General features: G+C 70.1%; 16 protein-coding genes, 2 tRNA genes and 1 pseudogene. 15 read left to right on the plus strand and 4 right to left on the minus strand.

Annotation, left to right across the window (positions count from 1 at the left end):
* The first annotated feature begins 21 nt into the window (after positions 1 to 21).
* The gene (locus tag ACIHCQ_RS09805; RefSeq protein ID WP_399659659.1) at positions 22 to 1,140 is read left to right on the plus strand and encodes a hypothetical protein; all 1,119 of its coding nucleotides are present in this window, start codon (positions 22 to 24) and stop codon (positions 1,138 to 1,140) included.
* 23 nt (positions 1,141 to 1,163) lie between these two features.
* On the opposite strand, the gene ACIHCQ_RS09810 is transcribed toward ACIHCQ_RS09805, so the two are convergent.
* Positions 1,164 to 2,315: a M48 family metallopeptidase gene (locus ACIHCQ_RS09810; protein ID WP_399659661.1), complete on the minus strand. Its 1,152-nt coding sequence runs from the start codon at positions 2,313 to 2,315 to the stop codon at positions 1,164 to 1,166.
* Positions 2,316 to 2,574: 259 nt separating this feature from the next.
* Between ACIHCQ_RS09810 and ACIHCQ_RS09815 the strand changes: the two genes are divergently transcribed.
* The 6 genes from ACIHCQ_RS09815 (at position 2,575) to ACIHCQ_RS09840 (ending at position 6,618) form a co-directional block, all read left to right on the plus strand.
* Positions 2,575 to 2,736 (plus strand): hypothetical protein, encoded by a 162-nt coding sequence (locus ACIHCQ_RS09815; RefSeq protein ID WP_399659663.1) that lies wholly within the window; start codon positions 2,575 to 2,577, stop codon positions 2,734 to 2,736.
* A gap of 37 nt (positions 2,737 to 2,773) precedes the next feature.
* Entirely contained in the window at positions 2,774 to 3,397 is a 624-nt protein-coding gene (gene nadD / locus ACIHCQ_RS09820; RefSeq protein WP_399659666.1) for a nicotinate-nucleotide adenylyltransferase, read from the plus strand.
* Between the two features lie 19 nt (positions 3,398 to 3,416).
* Complete coding sequence (locus tag ACIHCQ_RS09825) at positions 3,417 to 5,156, plus strand: LCP family protein (protein ID WP_399659669.1); 1,740 nt, start codon at positions 3,417 to 3,419, stop codon at positions 5,154 to 5,156.
* 155 nt (positions 5,157 to 5,311) lie between these two features.
* Positions 5,312 to 5,743: a ribosome silencing factor gene (rsfS, locus tag ACIHCQ_RS09830; RefSeq protein WP_399659672.1), complete on the plus strand. Its 432-nt coding sequence runs from the start codon at positions 5,312 to 5,314 to the stop codon at positions 5,741 to 5,743.
* Positions 5,740 to 6,402, plus strand: coding sequence for a histidine phosphatase family protein (locus tag ACIHCQ_RS09835; RefSeq protein ID WP_399660035.1), 663 nt, complete (start codon positions 5,740 to 5,742; stop codon positions 6,400 to 6,402). The genes rsfS and ACIHCQ_RS09835 overlap by 4 nt, the downstream gene beginning before the upstream one ends.
* Before the next feature lie 143 nt (positions 6,403 to 6,545).
* Positions 6,546 to 6,618: transfer RNA gene (locus ACIHCQ_RS09840), tRNA-Ala, on the plus strand.
* Between the two features lie 91 nt (positions 6,619 to 6,709).
* Here ACIHCQ_RS09840 and ACIHCQ_RS09845 read toward each other — a convergent pair.
* Positions 6,710 to 7,612, minus strand: a complete 903-nt coding sequence (locus ACIHCQ_RS09845; RefSeq protein WP_399659675.1) for a helix-turn-helix transcriptional regulator — start codon at positions 7,610 to 7,612, stop codon at positions 6,710 to 6,712.
* Positions 7,613 to 7,715: 103 nt separating this feature from the next.
* Here ACIHCQ_RS09845 and ACIHCQ_RS09850 point away from each other — a divergent pair, with 103 nt between their 5' ends.
* The 3 genes from ACIHCQ_RS09850 to ACIHCQ_RS09860 all read left to right on the plus strand — a co-directional run bounded on the left by ACIHCQ_RS09850 (position 7,716) and on the right by ACIHCQ_RS09860 (position 9,895).
* Complete coding sequence (locus tag ACIHCQ_RS09850; RefSeq protein WP_399659678.1) at positions 7,716 to 9,215, plus strand: MFS transporter; 1,500 nt, start codon at positions 7,716 to 7,718, stop codon at positions 9,213 to 9,215.
* Positions 9,216 to 9,452: 237 nt separating this feature from the next.
* On the plus strand, positions 9,453 to 9,686 hold the full coding sequence (locus ACIHCQ_RS09855; RefSeq protein ID WP_026277450.1) for a hypothetical protein: 234 nt from the start codon (positions 9,453 to 9,455) through the stop codon (positions 9,684 to 9,686).
* A gap of 136 nt (positions 9,687 to 9,822) precedes the next feature.
* Positions 9,823 to 9,895 (plus strand) — tRNA-Ala (locus ACIHCQ_RS09860).
* 83 nt (positions 9,896 to 9,978) lie between these two features.
* Here the strand turns inward: ACIHCQ_RS09860 and ACIHCQ_RS09865 are convergent.
* Complete coding sequence (locus tag ACIHCQ_RS09865; protein WP_399659681.1) at positions 9,979 to 11,574, minus strand: ferredoxin; 1,596 nt, start codon at positions 11,572 to 11,574, stop codon at positions 9,979 to 9,981.
* Positions 11,571 to 13,073, minus strand: coding sequence for a hypothetical protein (locus tag ACIHCQ_RS09870; protein WP_399659683.1), 1,503 nt, complete (start codon positions 13,071 to 13,073; stop codon positions 11,571 to 11,573). Before ACIHCQ_RS09870 ends, ACIHCQ_RS09865 begins: the two co-directional genes overlap by 4 nt.
* A gap of 704 nt (positions 13,074 to 13,777) precedes the next feature.
* Between ACIHCQ_RS09870 and leuS the strand changes: the two genes are divergently transcribed.
* From leuS to ACIHCQ_RS09895, 5 genes and pseudogenes are all read left to right on the plus strand, one after another.
* Positions 13,778 to 16,657 (plus strand): leucine--tRNA ligase, encoded by a 2,880-nt coding sequence (gene leuS / locus ACIHCQ_RS09875; protein WP_399659687.1) that lies wholly within the window; start codon positions 13,778 to 13,780, stop codon positions 16,655 to 16,657.
* Positions 16,658 to 16,793: 136 nt separating this feature from the next.
* Positions 16,794 to 17,561 carry a hypothetical protein gene (locus ACIHCQ_RS09880; protein WP_399659689.1) on the plus strand — a complete coding sequence of 256 codons (768 nt, stop codon included), beginning with the start codon at positions 16,794 to 16,796 and terminating at the stop codon, positions 17,559 to 17,561.
* A gap of 92 nt (positions 17,562 to 17,653) precedes the next feature.
* Positions 17,654 to 18,499, plus strand: coding sequence for a DegV family protein (locus tag ACIHCQ_RS09885; RefSeq protein WP_399659692.1), 846 nt, complete (start codon positions 17,654 to 17,656; stop codon positions 18,497 to 18,499).
* A 109-nt stretch (positions 18,500 to 18,608) separates the two neighbouring features.
* On the plus strand, positions 18,609 to 19,673 hold the full coding sequence (locus ACIHCQ_RS09890; protein ID WP_399659694.1) for a helix-hairpin-helix domain-containing protein: 1,065 nt from the start codon (positions 18,609 to 18,611) through the stop codon (positions 19,671 to 19,673).
* Positions 19,670 to 22,285 (plus strand): annotated as a pseudogene (locus ACIHCQ_RS09895) (ComEC/Rec2 family competence protein); the annotation flags it as partial. The gene ACIHCQ_RS09890 and the pseudogene ACIHCQ_RS09895, both read left to right, overlap by 4 nt.
* Positions 22,286 to 22,298: the final 13 nt, after the last annotated feature.

Genomic DNA, 22,298 nt, shown 5'->3' on the forward strand with positions numbered 1-22,298 from the left:
TGCCAGACCTACCCTGAAAGTATGGCTGGGGACAGAGACCCGCCTGAGGGGACACCCGAGGGGCTCCCCGGCGGTGGTGAGGACGAGTACCGATCCGTCGTTTTCGACGAATCGTTCGTACGGGCTGCCCGGCTTCAGGAGTTCTCCGCGCAGGAGCGGATGGGCGATCACGCGAGAGCCGTACGCAGCCTCCCGGTCTGGAGCCGCAGAACCGGCGCCCGGCAGATCCTGGTGCTCGTCCTTCTGGTTGTGCTCGCCTTCGGCACCGCGATCTACTTCGGTCTCCGCAATCCCTACCAGGCCCCGCAGATCACGCAGGCCGAGCAGCTGCGCATCACGATGATCCCGCTCGCCCCCCAGGGCCCCGTCCCGGGCGGTACCCCCACCGACCTCTACGCGCACAGCCCCGCCGCGCAGTTCCGCACCGGAGCCTCCGGGGTCACGCTGCCCGCCTCCCGGCGTACCAAGAACTTCTCGGAGCACCAGGTGCTGACCGCCCTGACCAGCGCCAAGGACTATCTCGTCGAGTCCTCGCTCGACCCCGATGTGCTCACCGGCGGCGCGGTGCGAGCGGTGCGGGTGCTGCTCGACCCCGACCAGCTGGAGCAGTTCGACCGGAGCATGGCCGCCCCGGCGGACGACGGGCGCCATGCCGACGCGGGCTGGCTGGTGCGCTTCGACCCGGCGAAGGTCGCGCTGGCCGACCCCGAGATCCGCGTGCAGGGCACGTTGCGCTTCACCGAGGCAGGGCCGGACGCCCTGGAGGTGACGTCGGACCACATCTTCGCCTACACGCTGCGGCCGGTCGACACGAACGGCCCGCAGGGCCCGGGCCCTCAGGTGAGCGAGGCCTCCCTGTTCACCGTCCGCCGTGAACTGCACTTCCGCTTCGACCGGGACGATCTGCGCCAGCACCGGGTTCAACTGCTGGCCAGCTATGTCCAGGCCGGCCCGCAGGCCTGCTCGGCGGACGCTGCGGGCACCCTGCGCCCGCTGCTCGCCGGCCAGCGGGCCGCCGCGAAGGGCCCGGCGGGCACCGACCCCTACGCGACGGGCGAGACCACGGCGGCGCTCTGCGGGTCGCTCTCGCCCCGCGCCCAGCCCTCGACGCCCGCGCTGCCCACCCCGCTCTCCCCGTGACCGACGCTGCCTCTCAGCCCGTGTCAGCCCTTGCCCTGACCGCTGTCCTGGCCGCCGTCGCTGTCATTGGTCGCATCCCCATCGTCGCTGCCAGGCGCGGTGTCTGTGGCGGTGTCTGTGGCAGTTCCCGTCGCGGTGCCTGTCGCGGTGCCGCCTCCGCCCATGAACTTGCCGCGCAGCTTCCCGCCCAGGTCGCCCGCGCCGCCGGCTATGTCACCGACCAGCTTCATCAGGGGATCCTTGCTGGCCCGTACCGAGTCGGCATAGTGCGTGGCGGAGTCGCGGAAGGAATCGGAGACCGAGGTGTCCTTGTCCTCCGTGCGCCGCGGGTAGTGGCCGTCCATGATCCGCTGGAAGTCGCGGCTCTCGGCCCACGCCTTCAGCTCAGCCGCGCGGACTGTGGTGAACGGGTGCGAGCGAGGCAGCAGATTCAGAATTTTCAGCACGGAGTCGCGCAGGTCGCCGCCCGCCTCGTACTCCTCGGCCTGCTTCAGGAACGCGTCGACGTTCATCTCGTGCAGGTGGTTGCCACCGGCGATCTTCATCAGGCCGCGCATCGACGCCTGCAGGTCCTGGCCGACCAGCAGTCCCGCCCGGTCCGCCGACAGCTCCGACTTGCGGAACCACTCGCGGAGCGCGGTGACGATCGCCATGATCGCGACATTGCCGAGCGGGATCCAGGCGATCTTCAGCGCCAGACTGGTGAGGAACAGCAGGATCGTGCGGTAGACGGAGTGGCCAGAGAGCGCATGGCCCACCTCGTGGCCGACGACCGCCCGCATCTCCTCCTCGTCGAGAAGCTCCACCAGCCCGGTGGTGACCACGATGATCGGCTCGTCCAGTCCGATGCACATGGCGTTCGGGCGCGGGTCCTGCGTGACGTACATCGCGGGGACCTTCTCCAGGTCCAGGATGTAACAGGCGTCCCGCAGCATGCTGTTGAGGTGCGCGAACTGCGCATCGCTCACGCGCACCGAGTCCGAGAGGAAGAGCAGCCGCAGGGATCGCTCCGGCAGCAGTCCGCTCAGCGCCTTGAAGACGGTGTCGAAGCCCGTGAGCCGGCGCAGCGCGACCAGCGCCGAGCGGTCCGCCGGATGTTCGTACGCCCGTGACGAGATGCCGGGAAAGCGCTTGCGCTGCCTGCTCGGAACGTTCTCATGATTGGTTTCGGTCATCTGTGCCCCCTGTTGCGCGAGTCCCTGCTCGTCCCCCTGACAGACCCCAGCGTAGGGGCTGGGGCTACTGTGCGGCGGGGCCTGTGGATAACTTGGGAGTACTCCCCGCATGCCGTGCGGCTACCGCCAGAACGACGGCAGCGACAACCACAACGACTGAGTCGGCGTGAGCGTGCCCGGACCGCCCGCATACGATGTGGGCGAAGTCTCTCCGATCCGATTCCGAGCTCTGTCTCCCGATCGATAGGTCCTGCTGAAGATGAGCCTCACCAGCACTGCCGCCAACCTGGTCACTCTTGCCGAGGGTGGCGAGCACGGTGGCAACCACGAAAGCCTGAGCCCCTATCTCACGGGCGGCGGCGCGTTCCTCGTGCTGCTCCTGCTGCTGTGGATCACTACTCGCTTCAATCGCGACCGCTGAACCGGGCCGTGTTGCCGTGCCAGTAGGCTCTGCACGCATGGGAGAGCAGGAAGTGCCTACCGGGTCCGGCTCCGGCCGGCGCCGACTTGGCGTGATGGGCGGAACGTTCGACCCGATCCACCATGGACACCTGGTGGCCGCCAGCGAGGTGGCCGCGCTGTTCCACCTCGACGAGGTGGTGTTCGTACCGACCGGGCAGCCGTGGCAGAAGAGCCACAAGGTGGTGTCTCCGGCCGAGGACCGTTATCTGATGACGGTCATCGCCACGGCCTCCAACCCGATGTTCTCCGTGAGCCGTATCGACATCGACCGCAGTGGGCCGACGTACACGATCGACACACTGCGCGACCTGCACGCCCTCAACGCGGACTCGGATCTTTTCTTCATCACGGGAGCCGACGCGCTCTCCCAGATCCTCAGCTGGCGGGACGCGGCGGAACTGTTCTCGCTCGCCCACTTCATCGGTGTGACCCGGCCGGGTCACGATCTGACGGACGACGGGCTGCCCGAGGGCGGGGTCTCCCTGGTGGAGATTCCGGCGCTGGCCATCTCCTCGAGCGACTGCCGGGCGAGGGTCGCCAAGGGCGATCCGGTCTGGTATCTGGTGCCGGACGGCGTGGTGCGCTATATCGACAAGCGCCAGTTGTACCGCGGCGAGTGAGCCACGGAGAGGGGCACCGGTGAACGACCAGCAGAATCCGTACGACCCGTACTACCAGCAGCCACAGATCATCGGCTATGACGAGTACGGGCAGCCGGTCTATCAGCAGCCCCAGCAGTACGACCCTTACGCGCAGCAGCAGACTCAGTACCCAGAGCAACCACAGCAGTCGCAGCAGCAGCCGCAGGCTCCCGAGCAGGGCCAGGCGCAGGGGTATGGCTACGACCCGTACGCGCAGCAGCAGGGCCAGGGATACGGGTACGACGCATACGGCTATGACACGGACCGGCAACCCGCTGCTGTCGACATTGAGCTTCAGCAGCCGCAGCAACCCCACCAGGCTCAGCAGACTCAGCAGGCTCAGCAGGCTCAGCAGTGGAGCATCCCGCGGCAGCAGGCCCCCGCCGAGGACCTTGTCCAGGCACCGGCTCCCGGGCCGACCGCCGTGCCGGAACAGCATGAGCAGCGCGAGCAGCGTGCCCCCGAGCCCGACGGGGACTACCGGACCGAACAGTTCTCGTTCATCGAGGAGCCCGACCAGGACTCCCAGGACGTCATCGACTGGCTGAAGTTCACTGAGAGCCGCTCCGAGCGGCGAGAAGTGGCCAAGCGCCGGGGCCGCAACCGCGTCGTCGCGCTCGTCGTCGTCCTGGCGCTGGCCGTCGTGGGCGGCGTCGGCTACCTCTGGTACGCGGGCCAGCTGCCCGGGCTCGCGGACGCCGAACAGAAGACCACCACGGCGACCGGGCCGCAGAAGCGGGACGTCATCGTCGTGCATCTGCACAACACCAAGAAAAAGGGCACCTCCACGGCGCTCCTCGTCGACAACGTCACCACCAAGCAGGGCACCACCGTCCTGCTCCCCAACACGCTCTCCGTCGCCAACGACGACGGCACCGCCACCACTCTCGCCAAGTCCGTCGAGGACGACGGATCGGCCGGTACGCGTGAGGCGGTCGGCACCCTCCTCGGCGCGAAGATCACCGGAACCTGGCGGCTGGACACTCCGTACCTGGAGAACCTTGTCGAGCAGGTCGGCAATATCGACCTGACCACCGACACCGATGTGCCCGCCGCCGAGAAGGGCGCGGCGCCGCTGGTGCAGAAGGGCGAGAACCAGACACTCAACGGGCGCTCGGCGGTCGCGTACGCCACCTACCTCGGGCCCGGTGAGGCCGAGGCGAAGCAGCTGCAGCGCTTCGGGCAGGTCATGCAGAGCATCCTGAAGAAGTTCCCCGCCGACCCGAAGGCGGCGACCGTCACCGTGGAGACGCTGGCGCAGATCCTCGACCCGTCGCTGCGCGAGAGCGACCTCGGCGCCTCGCTCGCGAAGCTCGGCGAACGCGCCAAGGGCGGCGACTACACGACTGCGGTGCTGCCGGTGCAGCAGGACGGCACGCTCACAGAGCAGGCCGTCAACAGCGTCGTCAAGGACCTCCTGGGCGGCTCGGTCACCGCACCGGAGAAGGACGCCGCAGTCCGCGTGGGCGTCAAGAACGCCACCGGCAACGCCGACGTGACGGAGGCGGCCCGGGTCGCCCTGGTCAACGGCGGCTACTCCGTCATCGACAGCGGCAAGGCCGACACCGAGTCGTCCTCGCAGGTCACCTATGGGGACGAGACGCAGCAGGCGATGGCGGTCGAGGTCGCGAAGACCCTGGGCCTGCCGACGAGTGCGGTCAAGAAGGGCAAGGCGGCAGCCAACGCCGACGTCTCGGTCCTCCTTGGCAAGGACTACAAGATCGACCAAAGCGAGTAGAGAACCGAGTAGAGAACCGAGTAGAGAACGAGGAGAGAAGGCGCGCAGAAGGCGAGCAGAAGGCGAGCGAATCCGGGTCGAAACAAACCCGGCATGCTCCGTCGGCGGTACATGAGACCCTTGAAGTGTTCTTTACCGCCGACGAAAGCTTGCTTGTGACCGCCACTGACCGTTCCATCGAGCTCGTCAACGCCGCCGCTCAGGCGGCTGCCGACCGGCTCGCGCACGACATCATCGCGTACGACGTGAGCGACGTGCTCTCGATCACCGATGCCTTCCTGCTCGCCTCCGCGCCCAGCGACCGCCAGGTCAAGTCGATCGTCGACGAGATCGAGGAGCGGCTGAACAAGGAGCTCGGCGTCAAGCCGGTGCGCCGCGAGGGCGACCGTGACGCCCGCTGGATCCTGCTCGACTACGTCGACATCGTCGTGCACGTCCAGCACAGCGAGGAGCGCGTCTTCTACTCGCTGGAGCGGCTCTGGAAGGACTGCCCTCAGCTGTCGCTTCCCGAGGACGCTGTGAAGACCCGCGGCAAGGCCCAGGAGCACGCGCACCTCATGGGCGACCGGGAAGGTGGGCCGAGCTGAACAGCAGCGACAACAGCAAGCGCAGCAGAGGCCGTCGTGTCGTCCTGTGGCGACACGGCCAGACCGCGTGGAATCTGGAGCGCCGCTTCCAGGGCTCGACGGACATCGAGTTGACCGAGGCCGGTGTCGCCCAGGCGCGCCGGTCCGCCAGGCTGCTCGCCTCACTGCGGCCCGACGCGATCGTCGCGTCGGACCTCAAGCGGGCGGCGGCCACGGCGGTCGAGCTCGCCGGTGTCACCGGCCTCGACGTCTCCTACGACGCCGCCCTGCGCGAGACGTACGCGGGTGCCTGGCAGGGGCTGACCCACGAGGAGATCGTCGCGCGGTTCGGAGCGCAGTACACGGCCTGGAAGCGCGGCGAGGCCGTGCGCCGCGGCGGCGGTGAGCTGGAGACCGAGGTCGCCGACCGGGCGGCTCCTGTGGTGCTGCACCACGCCGAGAAGCTGCCCGACGGCGGCACGCTCGTCATCGTCAGCCATGGCGGGACGATCCGCACCACCATCGGCCGGCTGCTGGGCCTGGAGTCCCATCACTGGGAGGGTCTCGGCGGTCTCAGCAACTGCTGCTGGTCGGTGCTCGGCGAGGGCGCGCGCGGCTGGCGGCTGCTGGAGCACAACGCGGGCACGCTCCCGGAGCCGGTTCTCGGCGACGACGACTGAGCCTCCGGGCCCACCGTCCGGCCGCGTCCGGCCGCGTCTGGCCGCGCACCCTCGGATTTCACTTTCGGGCAGGTCGCAGGCTAAAGTTCTTCTTGTTCGCAGCGCGGAGCGCCAAGCACTCCGAAGAACGCCGTAGAACACGCGGGGCTATAGCTCAGTTGGTAGAGCGCCTGCATGGCATGCAGGAGGTCAGGAGTTCAATTCTCCTTAGCTCCACAATGTGGATCCCGCCCTCACTCGAGGGCGGGATTTCGCGTTTCCCAGCTCCTGCCTCAGCCCGCCCTCAGCCCGCGCCTCAGGCCCGCCCTCAGCCTTGTGCGCGCAGCTTCTCCATCTGGCGGCGGCTCTCTTCGTCGCTCGGGGCGTAAACGACGATCCGGCACTCCGGCATTCCATTGATCGACAGCGAGACCGAGGTCATCCGCACCTCCCCTATGGCGGGGCACCGGAAGGTCTTCACGCGCGGCCCCGGCGGAACGACATTCCCGCTCTCCCACAACTCGCTGAAGTACTTGCTCGCCGTGGACATCCGGTGGATGAACGATTCCCAGGCAGGCTCGCCCACATGCCGCCCGTACGCGCCGCGCAACTGCGCCACCATCAGCGGCAGCTCCACCTCCCGGAAGACCAGCGGGCAGGACGGCTCGGGCACCATGAACAGCGACCACAGCACATTGCGTATGCCGAAGTGCCCCGAATGCCCCTTCAAGGCGAACAGGTCGCGGTAGAGGCTGTTGGTCGCCAGTACGTCGTACCGCGCGTTGTAGACGGCGGCGGGGTGCGGATCGAGGGCGTCGATGATGCTCTGGATCTCCGGGCTGACGCTCTCCACGTCCGCCTGCCGGTGGTCCTGGGCGTACGGCACCTCCGCCAGGTGGTAGAGATGTTCCCGCTCCGGCTGGTCCAGCCGGAGCGTCCGCGCCACGGCGTCCAGTACCTGGGCCGAGGCGTTGATCGGACGGCCCTGCTCCAGCCAGGTGTACCAGGTGACGCCGACCCCGGAGAGCTGGGCGACCTCCTCGCGCCGCAGCCCCGGCGTACGGCGGCGCAGGCCCGGCGGCATGCCCACATCGGCGGGCGTCACCCGCGCCCGGCGGCTGCGCAGGAACCCGGCCAGCTCGGGTCTGCGGCGGTGGTGGCCTGCCGCAGACCCGGCACCGCCGCCGTCCTGCCCGGCAGTGGGATGGGTCGTCACCGTCATCGTCGTCATACCCCCCATGGTTGAGGCCCGGGCCCGTTCTTGCCAGGTGCTGCCAGTACCAGCATCGGCGGGCTCTCGTTACCCGTACTGGAACACCGTCAGGCTCGCCGGCATGACAACGGCCTCACGGATGACTCCACTGCTCAGTAAAGACCCAGGCACTGACAACAGACCGCGCCTGCTGCTCGCGACCGTCCTCACCGGACAGTTCATGGCGCTCCTCGACACCTTCATCGTCAACGTCGCGGCCCCCACCATCCGTACCGAATTCGACGCGTCCGGCGCGGCGTTGCAGCTGATCATCGCCGGTTACACCATCTCGTACGCAGTCCTGCTGATCACCGGCGCCCGGCTCGGCGACCTGCTCGGGCACCGACGGGCCTATCTGGGCGGTCTGGTGCTCTTCACCGGGGCCTCCCTCGCCTGCGGACTCGCCGTGGACACCGGCCAGTTGATTGCCTTCCGGCTGGTCCAGGGCGCGGGCGCGGCGCTGATGATCCCCCAGGTGCTCAGCCTGATCCAGCGGAACTTCGCCGGGGAGGGACGGGCGCGGGCACTCGGCGCGTACGCCGCGATCCTCGCCACCGGCGCCGTGGCCGGGCAGGTTGTGGGCGGCGTCCTGGTCAGCGCGGATCTCTTCGGCTCGAGCTGGCGGCCTGCCTTCCTGGTGAACGTCCCGATCGGCCTCGCCCTGCTGGCGCTCGGCGCGCGTGTACTGCCCAAGGATTGGCCGCAGGGCAGGCGGAAGGACAAGCAGGGGGACCGGCGGGACGGCAGGCGGGAGGGCCGGCGCGTTGAGACCGCGCCGCCTGTTCGGGGATTCGACGTGCCCGGTCTGGTGCTGCTCGCCGCGGCCGTGTCGCTGTTCACCGTGCCGCTGGTACTGGGACAGGAACAGGACTGGCCGGTCTGGTCCTGGCTCTCCCTGGCCGCCTCGGCAGCGCTCTTCGCCCTGTTTCTCGCGTACGAGTCGAGGCTGGCCCGTCGCGGCGGCGCCCCGCTGATCGCGCCGCGCGTGCTCCGTATCCCTGGCATGGGCCGTGCGGTACTGCGGATCACCCTGGCGATGGCGATGAACGCGGGCTTCCTCTTCACGCTCACGCTGCATGTCCAGGGCGGTCTCGGCCATAGTGCGCTGCGCGCCGGGCTGATGTTCGCGCCCGCCGCGCTGATCTTCGGAGTGGTCGGACTGACCTGGCGCCACTGGCCCGCGGTTTTGCGGAAGGCGCTGGTCCCGGGCGGTTTCACGCTGGCCGCGATCTCGTTCGTCGCGGTCGGCCGGCTGCTGCGGGACGGCGGCGACGGCGGCCTGTGGCTGTACGTCGCGTTCATGGGCTTCGGCGCCGGTCTGGCGCTCGCCTACAGCCCCACACTGACCGGCGCGCTCGCGACCGTACGACAGGAGGACGCGGCGGACGCCAGTGGTCTGCTGGTGACAGTTACGCAGCTCGGGCAGGTGATCGGCGTTGCCGCATTCGGCACACTCTTCCTGAATCGGCAGACCGTTCCGGGTGCGCAGGGGTCCGCCGAAGCGCTCTGGGCGTGTGCCCTCGCACTGGCAACCGCGTCGATCTTGGGGGCAGTGGCTGGTCTCGTACGTAATCGCCGCTGACGCTCTTGCGTGGTCATGGCAGAATCGGACGGCCGGGGGGACACCGGCCAGGACGGGAGGGAGAGCACGATGTCCGCCAGCGGCGGCGAGGAGGCCCATGACCTGCTTGCGACGGCGGAGGCTCGTGCTCGTCTCGGCTGCCCGTCCTGCGATTCTGCGCATGTCGCCCAGGTCCTCGGCGGCAGTGGCGGGGTTTCCTACGTGTGCGGGGCCTGCGGCCACAGCTGGAGCTGAGTGATGGGTGCACACAGGCGGAAATGCGACTGGTGCGGCAGTGGTACGCCGATCGTCCGGGACATGGATCCGGTCAATCCTGAATACCAGTACTGGTGCGAGGAGTGCGCACGGGCGCTGATCATAAAAGGCGACCCCATCGAGACCTACCGGGAACTCGAAGGGGAGCCCATCTATGGCCGTCTCCTTGACGAGCACTGCACTCTCAAGCGGTTCTACTCGTTCGCGACGGCGTGAGCCGCGGCGTCACGCCTCACGTCCCGGCGAAACGATTTGGTGCTGCACCAGCAGGAGCGTGTAATGTTGTCGACGTCGCCGCGGGGGAAACCACGAAGCAAGGCGACTCCGGTGACATCAAGGTGACACCTCGTACGGGGCTATAGCTCAGTTGGTAGAGCGCCTGCATGGCATGCAGGAGGTCAGGAGTTCAATTCTCCTTAGCTCCACTCATCAGTACATACTCATCGATACATACAGAAGCGGGCCATCCGAACCGGATGGCCCGCTTCTGTGTGCCCGTGTCTGCCCGTCAGCTACGGCCGCTGCCAAGGGCCTTGCGGCTGGCGCTGGGCAGAGCCGGGCGACTGGTGGGCGCGGGCGCCCTGGTGGCCGGGGCCTGCTCGATACGGAGGGCCAGCGCGGGACAGCGGCGTACGGCCCGCTGTGCGTTCGCCCGCAGGTGCATCGGAACGGTCGCGTCCGCCACCGCGGGGAAGCCGTCGGGGCCGAGGCGGATCAGTTCGGGGATGATGTCCGCGCAGAGCCCGTGGCCCTGGCAGAGCGTCCAGTCCACGGCGACCTTCTCGCCGCTCGGCATCGACTCCACAACGTCCTGGTAGCCGGGCCCGGGCAGCGGCAGCACGCCGATCGTCTCGCGTCCGCAGCCGCCGCCGAGCACATGGGCGGCGAGGTCGTCCGTAAAGGCGGACAGGGTCGACGCGAAGAAGCGCGCGGAGCCGTCGGGGTGTTTGCACGCGCCCCGGCCCTTCACGGCCTGGGTCACCTCGCGCAGCGCCTCCAGGGCGGCCGGGCCGCCACCGTTGATCACGTCGGACAGGCCACGGGCCGCGGCGGGCAGCCCGAGCTTGCAGGGGCCGCACTGGCCGGCGGTCTCGGCGGCGAGCCAATTGGCCACGGCCATCGCCTCACCCAGCGGACAGGTGTCGGGGCCGATCGGCAGAATCGCGCCCGCACCGAGCGCGCCGCCCACGGACGCCAGGGAGGCCTTGGAGATGACGGAGTCGTTGACGGCGACCGAGTTGATCCAGTTGCCGTGGTAGCCGCCGGTCAGCACGCCCTGGGGCAGCGGCGGAGCGCCCGCCATCTGCAGTACGTACCGCAGCGGCACGCCCGTGGGGACCTCGACGACCATCGGGCGCGCGACCGCCCCGGAGATCGTCAGCATGACCGTGCCCGGCTCGGTGTCCAGGCCGGTGTGGTTGTAGCGGCGCGAGCCGATGCGCGCGCCGATGGCGAGCTGCGCGTACGTCTCCGCGTTGGACAGCAGGGTCGGTGCGCCGCCGACGCCGGACTCGGCGGCGCGCTCACGGCGGCCGGGCGGCAGGGCCGGGCCGCCGTTTATCGCGCGGATGACCGAGGATGCCTCCCCGGAGACCATGCGCTCGGGGGTACGGACCACCCGCGCGCGCAGCTGCTGCCCGCGCCGGTCGGAGAGCCCGCGCTCGGCGAGCGCGGCGCGGATGGAGATCTCCGTGGAGTTACGGGTGACGGCGATGACGAGAGTGCGGGCGCCGAGCGCCTCAGCGGCGATCAGGGCGCCGTCGAGGATCAGATGCGGTGCGCGGTTGAGCATCACGGTGTCCTTGCGGCAGGCGGGCTCGCCCTCACTGCCGTTGACCACGACGACTGGCCGGACCCCGCGCTTGATCGAGGACTTGGCGACGGCGCGGAGCTTCTTCCCGAAGGGGAAGCCCGCGCCGCCGCGACCGGTCAGGGATATGTCGTCGGCGAGCTGGGCGAGCCGCTCGCCACTCATCGGTTCGAGCGGGCCGTGCACCTTGAGATGCATGGAGAGATCCAGGCGCTCGACAAGATCGAACCCCTGTGTCAGCTGGGGAAGGCCGACGACACGGACCTCAGGGACATCGGGGAGTTCGGTGTTCACGGTCGGTCTCCTGCGGGCGCGTGCCAGGGTTCCCCGGCCGGGGGCGGGAAGAGAGGCCCGGGCATCATCGCTGTCTCGTCGTACGCCTCGGCGGTGCCGCCGGCGTACGGGGGGGATGTCGCTTCGTACGGCGTGGCGGGGTTGTAGGCGGACGGGGTGTCGTACGACGCTGGTGCGCTGTACGAGGCGGATGTGTCCAGCGGGTCCAGGGGATCGAACGAGGGGTCGAACGCGGGCGAGGGCGGCTCGTACGCGGGTGAGGAACTGTACATGGACGGGGTGTCATACGCGGGCGCGGGCGGGGCGTCGTACGAGGGAGGCGGCTCGTACGCCGGGGGAGGCTCGTACGCCGCCGCAGGGTCGTACGGAGGAGGGACGGGCGCGGCGGGGACCGCGGACGGGACCGCCTGGGCGGGCCGCGGCGGTGAGGGCGTCGGCCACATGCCGTCCGGCGGGGGGCCCGTCTCCGAGATGATGGGCAGTTCCTCGGTCATCGGCACCCGCTCGGCGAGCGGGGCGGTCTCGGCGGCGAGGGAGACCGCACGGTAGGCGGCGGCGATCCCGGGGCCCGGACCGGCGCTCACGGTCGGCTCGGGCTCCGGCTGCAGCGGCACCTCGTACAGCTGCGGGGAGGGGGCCGCGAGCCGCCGGGGCTGCGCGCGCGGCTGGTCGAGAATCGACTGGTCGAAGGGCGACTGGTCGGGGCGGGACTGGTCGAGGCGCTGGAAGTCCTGCTCGTACAGGCGCTGTGACGGGATGCCGTTCATCCTGCCTCGGCCGTTCAGGTCGTTCGGACCGGCCGGGGCGGACGCGCCCACGGGGTCGGACGCGCCTTCGGCGAAACTGCGCCGCAGCTCCTCCTCCGTCGCTGACCTGCCGGAACCGGCACCCGAACGGGTCAACGAAGTGATCTTGTCGGCGATCTTCCGCTGCACCGGGCGCGGCATCAGCCGTATCGACACGATGGCGGCGACACCGACGAGGGAAAGGGAGTACATCGTTGTCACCCAGGCCGCGGCGGGCCGGCCGGTGTACAGACCGTGCATCAGGGCGAAGCACCAGGCCGGGTAGGCCAGCATGTGCAGTGGCCGCCAGCGGTTTGCCGTGCGGATGTTGCCCGCCAGAGCGCTGCGCAGGACTCCGGTGGTCGCGGCGGTGATCATGAGGAAGCCGGCCAGCGAGCCGAAGCCGATCAGTCCGGCCGTACCGGTGACGCCGAGTCCGAAGGGAACAAGGGCGCCGATCAGCGCCACATGTCCCAGCGCGACCTTCACGGTGATGTGCAGCAGCAGGAAGGCGAGCGAGGAGATCGCGGTGGTCCGGTGGATGGCCTGCGCGATGAGGCGGTGGCGCGTGGAGAGCAGCAGCCGGTCGGTGGCGATCAGACCCCACGCCACGGATGAGGTCAGGCACAGCAGTGACAGGACTCCGGCGGTGAAGTCGAGCGCGGCTTGAAAGCTGTCGCTCCCGCCGACGGCGATCACGGGCAGAAGTATCAACGCCGCGACGGTTATGCCGCCTTGGACAGGGCGGCTCAGTCCGGGGCCCGGGGCGGGCGACGAACGGCTCTTGCGGGAAGGCTTCATGGGGCGACTCCGAATGGTGCGGGAAGGGCGGTCCCGTTCAGGCATGCTAGGTCGCCCCATACCGGGCAGTACGACGTTTGCACGTTTAGAGAGGCGCACCACACGTAACTGACTCTGGGGTTGCCCCGGATAGGGGCGATACGCGGAGTAATTCGAGTGGTCAGAGACACGTGTCCATGCGAAGGGGGGCGTGCGCCGGGCGCATGCTCAGGGGTGCCCAAAGCGCCTTCGATGCGTCGGCCGGTGTCGGCCGACGCAGGTTCGCGAGCTGGTTTGAGGGTCTGCCGCGGGCTGGTTCGCGAGCCCGCCGAGAGCTTGCCGCGGGCGCGCCGTGACCTCGCTGAGGACCCACTGCGTATCTGCCGAGGCCCCGCCGAGGACCCGCCGATGCCCCCTGTGAGCCTTGCGGAATTTCCCCTATGCGCCCGGTTCGCTCACTGCGGTACCCTGACGCCATGCGTGCCGTACGCCTTCTGCTTAGCGAGCCGCGCTGATCAGTCCTGACCGGTGAGATGCCCGGTCGGAATCGGCGCGGCGGCCCCTCCTGTGCGAGGGGTTTTTTCGTTGGGTCACAGCCCAGACCGCCGGCAGAGACGATTGATGGAGCCTTAAGGATCATGAGCGAGACGAATTCTGCTGCCGAGGTGGCAGCTCCGCACCGCTATACGGCTGCCATGGCCGCCGACATCGAGGCACGCTGGCAGGACTTCTGGGACGCCGAGGGCACCTACGAGACACCCAACCCGAGCGGCGACCTGGCGGGTGACTCGGAGCTGGCCGCCAAGCCCAAGAAGTTCATCATGGACATGTTCCCGTACCCCTCGGGTGCGGGTCTGCACGTCGGCCACCCGCTGGGCTATATCGCCACCGACGTCTACGCCCGTCACCAGCGGATGACCGGGCACAACGTCCTGCACACGCTGGGCTTCGACGCCTTCGGCCTGCCCGCGGAGCAGCACGCGGTCGCCACGGGCACGCACCCCAGGGCGTCCACCGAGGCCGCCATGGAGAACATGAAGGTCCAGCTGCGACGCCTGGGCCTGGGCCACGACAAGCGCCGGTCGGTCGCGACGATCGACCCGGAGTACTACAAGTGGACGCAGTGGATCTTCCTGCAGATCTTCAACTCCTGGTACGACGAGGACGCCGGCAAGGCCCGTCCGATCGACGAACTGGTGGCCCAGTTCGAGAGCGGCGAGCGCATCCCGTCCGCCACGTCCGGCACGTCCTCCCTGTCCTCCACGCGCGCGTGGAGCGAGCTGAACGCCGCCGAGCGCGCCGATGTGCTGGGCGGCTACCGGCTGGCGTACGCTTCCGACGCGCCCGTCAACTGGTGCCCCGGGCTGGGCACCGTACTGGCGAATGAAGAGGTCACCTCGGACGGGCGCTCCGAGCGCGGCAACTTCCCCGTCTTCAAGGCGAAGCTGCGCCAGTGGAACATGCGCATCACCGCCTACGCGGACCGGCTGCTGGACGACCTGGACGCCCTGGACTGGCCCGAGGCCATCAAGCTGCAGCAGCGCAACTGGATCGGCCGCTCCGAGGGCGCGCGCGTCCACTTCCCCGTCGGCGGCCACGACGGCGCGCAGGTCACGGTCTTCACCACTCGCCCCGACACGCTGTTCGGCGCCACCTACATGGTGCTGGCTCCCGAACACGGCCTGATCGACTCCATCGTCCCGGACCAGTGGCCGCAGGGCGTCCCGGAGGCCTGGACCGGCGGCGCCGCCTCTCCGGCCGGGGCCGTCGCCGCGTACCGTAAGCAGGCCCAGACGAAGAGCGACGTCGAGCGGCAGACCGAGCACAAGGACAAGACGGGCGTCTTCACCGGCGCCTACGCCCTGAACCCGGTCACCGGCGAGGAGATCCCGGTCTTCGTCGCCGACTATGTCCTGATGGGGTACGGCACCGGCGCCATCATGGCTGTCCCGGGCCAGGACCAGCGGGACTGGGAGTTCGCCGAGGCGTTCGGCCTGCCGATCATCCGTACCGTCCAGCCGCCGGACGGCTGGGAGGGCGAGGCCTTCACCGGGCAGGGCCCGGCGATCAATTCCGCCAACGACGAGATCTCCCTGAACGGCCTGGGCGTCGACGAGGCCAAGACCAAGATCGCCGAATGGCTGACCGCGCGCGGCATCGGCGAGAGCACGATCAACTTCCGGCTGCGTGACTGGCTGTTCAGCCGGCAGCGCTACTGGGGCGAGCCATTCCCGATCGTCTACGACGAGGAGGGCATCGCGCACGCGCTGCCCGAGTCGATGCTGCCGCTGGAGCTGCCGGAGGTCGACGACTACTCGCCACGGACATTCGCCCCGGACGACGCGGACACGAAGCCGGAGACGCCCCTGTCGCGCAACGAGGACTGGGTCAATGTGGAGCTGGACCTGGGTGATGGCGTCAAGCGCTACCGCCGGGAGACCAACACCATGCCGAACTGGGCGGGTTCGTGCTGGTACGAGCTGCGCTATCTGGACCCGCGCAACAGTGAGAAGCTGGTCGACCCGGCGATCGAGCAGTACTGGATGGGGCCGCGGGAGGGGCAGCCGCACGGCGGCGTCGATCTGTACGTGGGCGGCGCCGAACACGCCGTACTGCATCTGCTGTACGCCCGTTTCTGGTCCAAGGTGCTGTACGACCTGGGGCACATCTCCTCGGTCGAGCCGTTCCACAAGCTGTACAACCAGGGCATGATCCAGGCGTACGTCTACCGGGACAGCCGGGGCTTCCCGGTGACGGCCACCGAGGTCGAGGAGCGGGACGGGAAGTTCTACTTCGAGGGCGAGCCCGTCAAGCGCGAGCTGGGCAAAATGGGCAAGTCTCTGAAGAACGCCGTCACTCCGGACGAGATCTGCGCCGAGTACGGCGCGGACACGCTGCGTCTGTACGAGATGGCGATGGGGCCGCTGGATGTGTCCCGGCCGTGGGACACGCGGGCCGTCGTCGGTCAGTACCGGCTGCTGCAGCGGCTGTGGCGCAATGTCGTCGACGAGGCGACCGGCGAGGTCACGGTTGTCGACACCGAGGCGGACGAGGCGACGCTGCGCGCCCTGCACAAGACGATCGAAGGCGCCGGACAGGACCTGGCGGCGCTGCGTTTCAACACCGCCATCGCCAAGATCACCGAGCTGAATAACCATCTGACCAAGGCGGGCGGCCCACTGTCGCGGAGCGTGGCGGAGCGGCTGGTGGCGCTGATCGCGCCGCTGGCCCCGCACATCGCGGAGGAGCTGTGGCGCAAGCTGGGGCACAGTGACTCGGTGGTGTACCAGGACTTCCCGGTCGCCGATCCGGCGTACGTCGTGGACGAGTCCGTGACGTGCGTGGTGCAGATCAAGGGCAAGGTGAAGGCGCGGCTGGAGGTGTCCCCGTCGATCTCGGACGGGGAGCTGGAGGCGCTGGCGCTGGGCGACGCGGCGGTGGTCGCGGCGCTGGGCGACGCGGGGATCCGCAAGGTGATCGTGCGGGCGCCGAAGCTGGTCAACATCGTTCCCGCGTAGGACTGCGTAGCGTCGCGTAGGACTGCGTAGGGCTCACAGGGGTTTCCCCTACGGGCGGGTTGGGGGTTCCTGCGGAACCCCCAACCCGCCCGTGCCGTTTACGGTGGAAGGACACAATCAACGCCGGAGGGCGCTCATGGAAGCCGCGATTCTCATCCTGGCGCTCATTTTTGTCACCTTTGTGGCATTGGGTGTATTTGTCACCGTGAAGGTGGTCAAGGCGGCGAAGCGCGGGGTGGAGCGTACGGTCACGCAGGCGCGCCGCACCGTGGAGGACAGCACGCTGCGCGCGAAGAGCTTTGGGCAGGTCGGGGTGGTCGGCGAGCTGGCGCAACTGCGGCTGACGCTGCGTACGTCGATGAGGGCGACGCAGGACGCGCTGGACGCGGGCGTGGCGGAGGATGCCTCGCTGTCCGAGTCGATGGCTCTTTTCCGGCGGCTGAGCGCGCATGGACACGAGCTGGACGATGAGCTCAAGCGGCTGGAGCGCGAGCCGGACCGGGCGACGGTGGCCTCGCTGCTGCCCGGGCTGCGTGAGCGTACGGAGCGGATCACGCACTCCGCGGAGTCCCTGCGGTGGGCGGCGCGGGACCGGGCGCGGAAGTTCGCGGACGACGATCTGGACGCGCTGAGCGCGCAGATCGACGTGGAGGCGGGGGCGTTGCGGCACTGGTCGGCAGTGGACGGGTCGGTGGACGGGTCGGTGAACGGTCCTGCGGGTGTGACGGAGCCGAGCTACTGGCCGGAAGCGGGGTCGGAGCGTGCGACGGCGCAGCAGCCGGAGCCGGAGAGGGAGCCGGAGAGGGAGCCCAAGGCGGGCCCGCAGGGGATTACGGCACGTGACCCGCGGAAGCAGACCACTTACCCATGGCAGAAGAGTGCCCGCCCGGAGACGACGAACTGATCCCGACGGACTGATCGAGTGGCGGAGGCGACGCGATCGTTCACGAGGGGCCGAGCTGCCGCGCGGCAGCCCCGGCGGGTAACCTCCCGCTCATGTCCCGCCATGTCGCGATCGTCACCGATTCAACGGCCTACCTGCCGCCGCCGGCGATGGAGCGGCACGCCATCGTCGCGGTACCGCTGACCGTCGTACTCGGTGATCAGGCCTTTGAGGAGGGCACCGAGATCTCGGCCCGCTCGCTGGCACTGGCCCTGCAGAAACGGCGCCCGGTGACCACGTCCCGGCCCAGCCCGGAGGTGTTCGCGGAGGTATACCGGCGGCGCGCGGAAGAGGGCGCGACCGGAATCGTGTCGCTGCATTTGTCGCGGGAGTTCTCGGGAACGTACGACGCCGCGGTGCTGGCCGCCAAGGACGCCCCCGTGCCCGTCCGGGTGGTGGACACCGGGATGGTCGCGATGGCCCTGGGATTCTGCGCGCTGGCCGCCGCGGAGGCGGCGGAGGCGGACGGCACGCTGGACGAGGTGGTGGCCGCCGCGGAGAAGCGGGCCGCGGGCACGGCCGCGTATTTCTATGTCGACACCCTGGACTACCTGCGCCGTGGCGGCCGGATAGGGGCCGCGCAGGCGCTGCTCGGCTCGGCGCTCGCGGTGAAGCCGCTGCTGCAGCTGGACGGCGGCCGGATCGAGCTGCTGGAAAAGGTGCGTACGGCATCGAAGGCGATTGCCCGGCTGGAGGAGATCGTCGTCGACCGGGCGGGTACGAGCCGGGTGGACATCGCGGTGCACCATCTGGCCGCGCCGGAACGGGCCGCCGCGCTGTCGGAGCGGCTGCGGGAACGGCTCGTCGGCCTGGCCGATCTGCATGTCAGCGAGGTGGGCGCGGTGATCGGGGCGCATACGGGGCCGGGGCTGCTGGGGGCAGTGGTCTCGCCGCGCTGAGGGGCGTTCTCACTCTTCGGGGTGAGCGAGTTGTCCACAACGGGTCGGTTGTCCACGGAAATTCGGCCTGCTCAGCGGGGTCGGCCGGTAGTGCCTACCGTCTTGTGGCATGACTCTCCGATCACGCTCCGCAACCAGTGGCCCGGCCCGCGCCCCGGCCTCGGACAGCCGCGCCCGTCATGGGCGCGGCTCACGATCAGGTCCAGGTCCAGGTCCAGGTCCAGGATTACGCTCACGCTCACGCCCGGGGGCAGGCCCGGGCCGAGGCTTACGCGGTCCCGGGCGATTGCGCGCCGGGCGCGTGTCCGCCGCATCGACCACAGCGCTGCGCCGCAGGGCGGATGCCCTGTTCGAGGGTGTGCCGCGTACGGCGGGCTGCTCTGCGCTCGACGCGGCTGTTGGGCGCTCTCGTGCCGAGGCAGGCGATCGTGCTGTCGCAGTGGCCGATCCGGTGCCGGGCGATACGGGCGATACGGGCGATACGGGCGATACGGGCGTCGGGCGTCGAGCGGGGCTTGCGGTGCGGGAACGGCTGCCGCTGTGGTTGCAGCTCAGATGCGGGCTGGAGCCGAGGACCCTCGCCGCGCTCGCCGTCGTTCTCGTCGTCGCCGCGGTCTTCGCGGCCCAGCACTTCTGGGCGGGGCGACCGCAGACCGTACGCGCTCCGGAGCTGGTCAAGCAGGTCGCGGCCACGCCGGAGCCGAGGCCTTCGCCGAGGCCACCGCTGTCCGACGCCGGGCCCGGTGGGCGGATCGTCGTAGACGTGAGCGGCAAGGTGCGGCGGCCGGGGGTGCACCGGCTGCCGTCCGGTTCGCGGGTCGCCGACGCGCTGCGGGCCGCCGGGGGCGTCAGGGCCGGTACGGACCTGACCGGGCTCAACCGGGCGCGGGTGCTCACGGACGGCGAGCAGGTGCTCGTGGGCGGACCCGCGCCGCCAGGTCGGGCCGCGACCGGATCGGGCATGGGCGGTGCGCAGGCCGCAGGACCGGTGAATCTCAACTCCGCCACCGTGGAGCAGCTCGACACCCTGCCGGGCGTCGGTCCCGTGCTGGCCCAGCACATCGTCGACTACCGCACCCAGCACGGTGGCTTCCGGTCCGTCGACGAACTCCGCGAGGTCAATGGGATCGGTGACCGCCGGTTCGCGGACCTTCAATCCCTTGTACGGCCATGACGCGCCCGGGAGTTCACGCCGCGTCGGGCCACCGCCTCGGAGCCTCGGACCCGCGTCAGGAGGGACCGGCCGACCTGCGCCTGGTGCCGTCGGCTCTGGCTGCGTGGGCCGCGGCGGCTCTGGCGGTGGGCGCGCGCGGGTGGTGGACGGTCGTGGCGGTGACGGCCTGTGTCGTCGTGGCGGGGTTGTCGCTGTGTCTGCGGGCAGTGTGCGCCACCCACGATCGTCGGAGTCGGAGTCGGAGTCGGAGTCGGAGTCGGAGTCGGGGATGGGGACGGTGGCGGTGGCGGCTCAACAGCACCGCCGTCGCGGCGATGCTGTTGAGCGCAGCCGCGGGCGCGGCTTCGGCCGGGCTGCATGGCGCGGATCTGCGCCGGGGACCGCTCCCCGCTCTGGCAGACCAGTACGCGCACATCACCGCCGAAGTGACGCTCACCTCCGATCCGAGACCGGCCCGGCCCCGGGTCCGTGGCGACCATATGGCGGCGGGATCAGTCGTACTGGACGCGGAGGCGACCAGGGTGACAGCCCGGGGCGGCGCGGTCACCGTGATCCGGACGCCGGTCCTGGTGATCGTGCCGACCGGCGGCTCCGCCGAACCTGGTGGGTCCGGTGCATCCGCCGCGCGGTGGCAGCGGCTGCTGCCCTCCACCCGGCTGAGCGTCGCCGGACGGCTGGCGCCCCCGCTGCACGCGGACGACCGGTTCGCCGCCGTGCTGAGGGTCAAAGGGGGCGAACCGCCGCGGATCATTAGTCCGCCAACCGCCCTTCAGCGCACAGCCGGCGGGCTGCGTGCGGGACTGCGGGAGGCGACGGGCGGGCTCCCTCCGGACGCGCGTGCCCTACTTCCCGGGCTGGTCATCGGCGATACCTCCCGGATTCCGGCCGAGCTCCACGAGGCCTTCGAGGCGACGGACCTCACACACTTGCTCGCTGTGTCCGGAAGCAACCTGGCGGTGGTACTCGTTCTGCTGATCGGGCCGCCCGGCACAGCGCTACTGGCCGAACGGCGCGGCCTCGCACCCCGCTTGGGCATCTCGCTGCGAGCGACCGCGCTCATCGGCGGGGCGCTCACCCTCGCCTTTGTGGTTGTGTGCCGACCGGACCCGAGCGTGCTGCGGGCCGCCGCGTGCGGGCTCGTCACCTTGCTCGCCATCGCCACCGGGCGCCGCAGGTCGCTCATCCCCGCCCTGGCCGCCGCCGTACTGCTGCTCGTGCTGTACGACCCCTGGCTCGCCCGCAGTTACGGCTTTCTGCTTTCCGTTCTGGCCACCGGCTCCCTGCTCACCATCGGGCCGACCTGGAGCGCGGCGCTGCAACGGAGACGGGTGCCGCCCCGGCTCGCCGAAGCGCTGGCCGCGGCAGCCGCGGCGCAGGCCGTGTGCGCGCCCGTGGTGGCGATCTTCGCGGCGAGGGTCAGCCTGGTGGCGATCCCCTGCAATCTCGTCGCCGAACTCGCGATCGCCCCGGCCACGATTCTCGGCTTCGCCACGCTCGCCGCGGCCCCCATGGCGATGCCGGTCGCCGAGCTGCTGGCGCACTGCGCGGGCTGGCCCACCGGGTGGATCGCCTCCGTCGCCCGCACCGGGGCGGCGCTGCCCGGGGCGGAGACGGGCTGGCCGGGCGGCTGGACCGGCGGGCTGCTGCTCGCCGCCGTCACGGTCCTGGTCGTGCTGCTCGCCCGCCGACTGCCGCGCCATCCTTGGGCGGCCCTCGGCTGCGCGCTGCTGCTCCTGCTCACTGTTCTGCGTCCGGCCCCGCTCACCAGGGTCATCACCGGCTGGCCGCCTCCGGACTGGAACTTCGCGCTGTGTGACGTGGGGCAGGGAGACACGGCAGTGCTCGCCGCGGGCGACGGAGCGGCCGTGGTCGTGGACGCGGGCCCCGACCCTCAACTCGCCGACCGCTGCCTGCATGACCTGGGCATCACCAGGATTCCGCTGGTCCTGCTGACGCACTTCCATGCCGATCACGTTCGGGGACTGCCCGGGGTGCTGCGGGGCAGGGCGGTGGGCGCGGTCGAGACGACGACGTTCGACCAACCGCGGGACCAGAGCGGCTTCGTACGGAGAACGACAGCCGCGGCCGGGGTAGCCCTGATCCATGCGGGCCCGGGGGAGCGGCGCAGAGTCGGGCGGCTCGACTGGCAGGTCCTCTGGCCGCAGGCCGCCCCCGCCCCGGGCTCGATGACCGCCCCCGCCCCAGCCCCGGGCCTCGCTCCCGCCTCAGGCGCGATCCCCGTTCCGGAAGGCCCCAATGACGCGAGTGTCACGCTGCTTGTACGGATCGCGGGCGGCCCGACGTTGTTGCTCCTCGGTGACCTCGAACCACCGGGCCAGCGAGGCCTCTTGCGGGCCCACCCGGCGCTCCCGCCGATCGATGTCCTCAAGGTCGCCCATCACGGCTCCGCCCATCAGCACCCCGGGCTGCTGCGCGGTGCGCGCCCGCGGCTGGCGCTGATCTCCTGCGGCCGGGGCAACCTCTACGGCCATCCCTCGCCCCGTACCGTCGGCGCGCTGCGTGCCGGAGGAGCGGTGGTGCTGCGTACAGACGTGGACGGGGCGATCGCGGTGACGGGCGGAGGCGACCGGGGCCTGCGGGCGGTGCCGAGGGGCAGGGACCCGC

It is taken from the genome of Streptomyces sp. NPDC052236 (assembly GCF_044548015.1).
Lineage (GTDB): Bacteria > Actinomycetota > Actinomycetes > Streptomycetales > Streptomycetaceae > Streptomyces.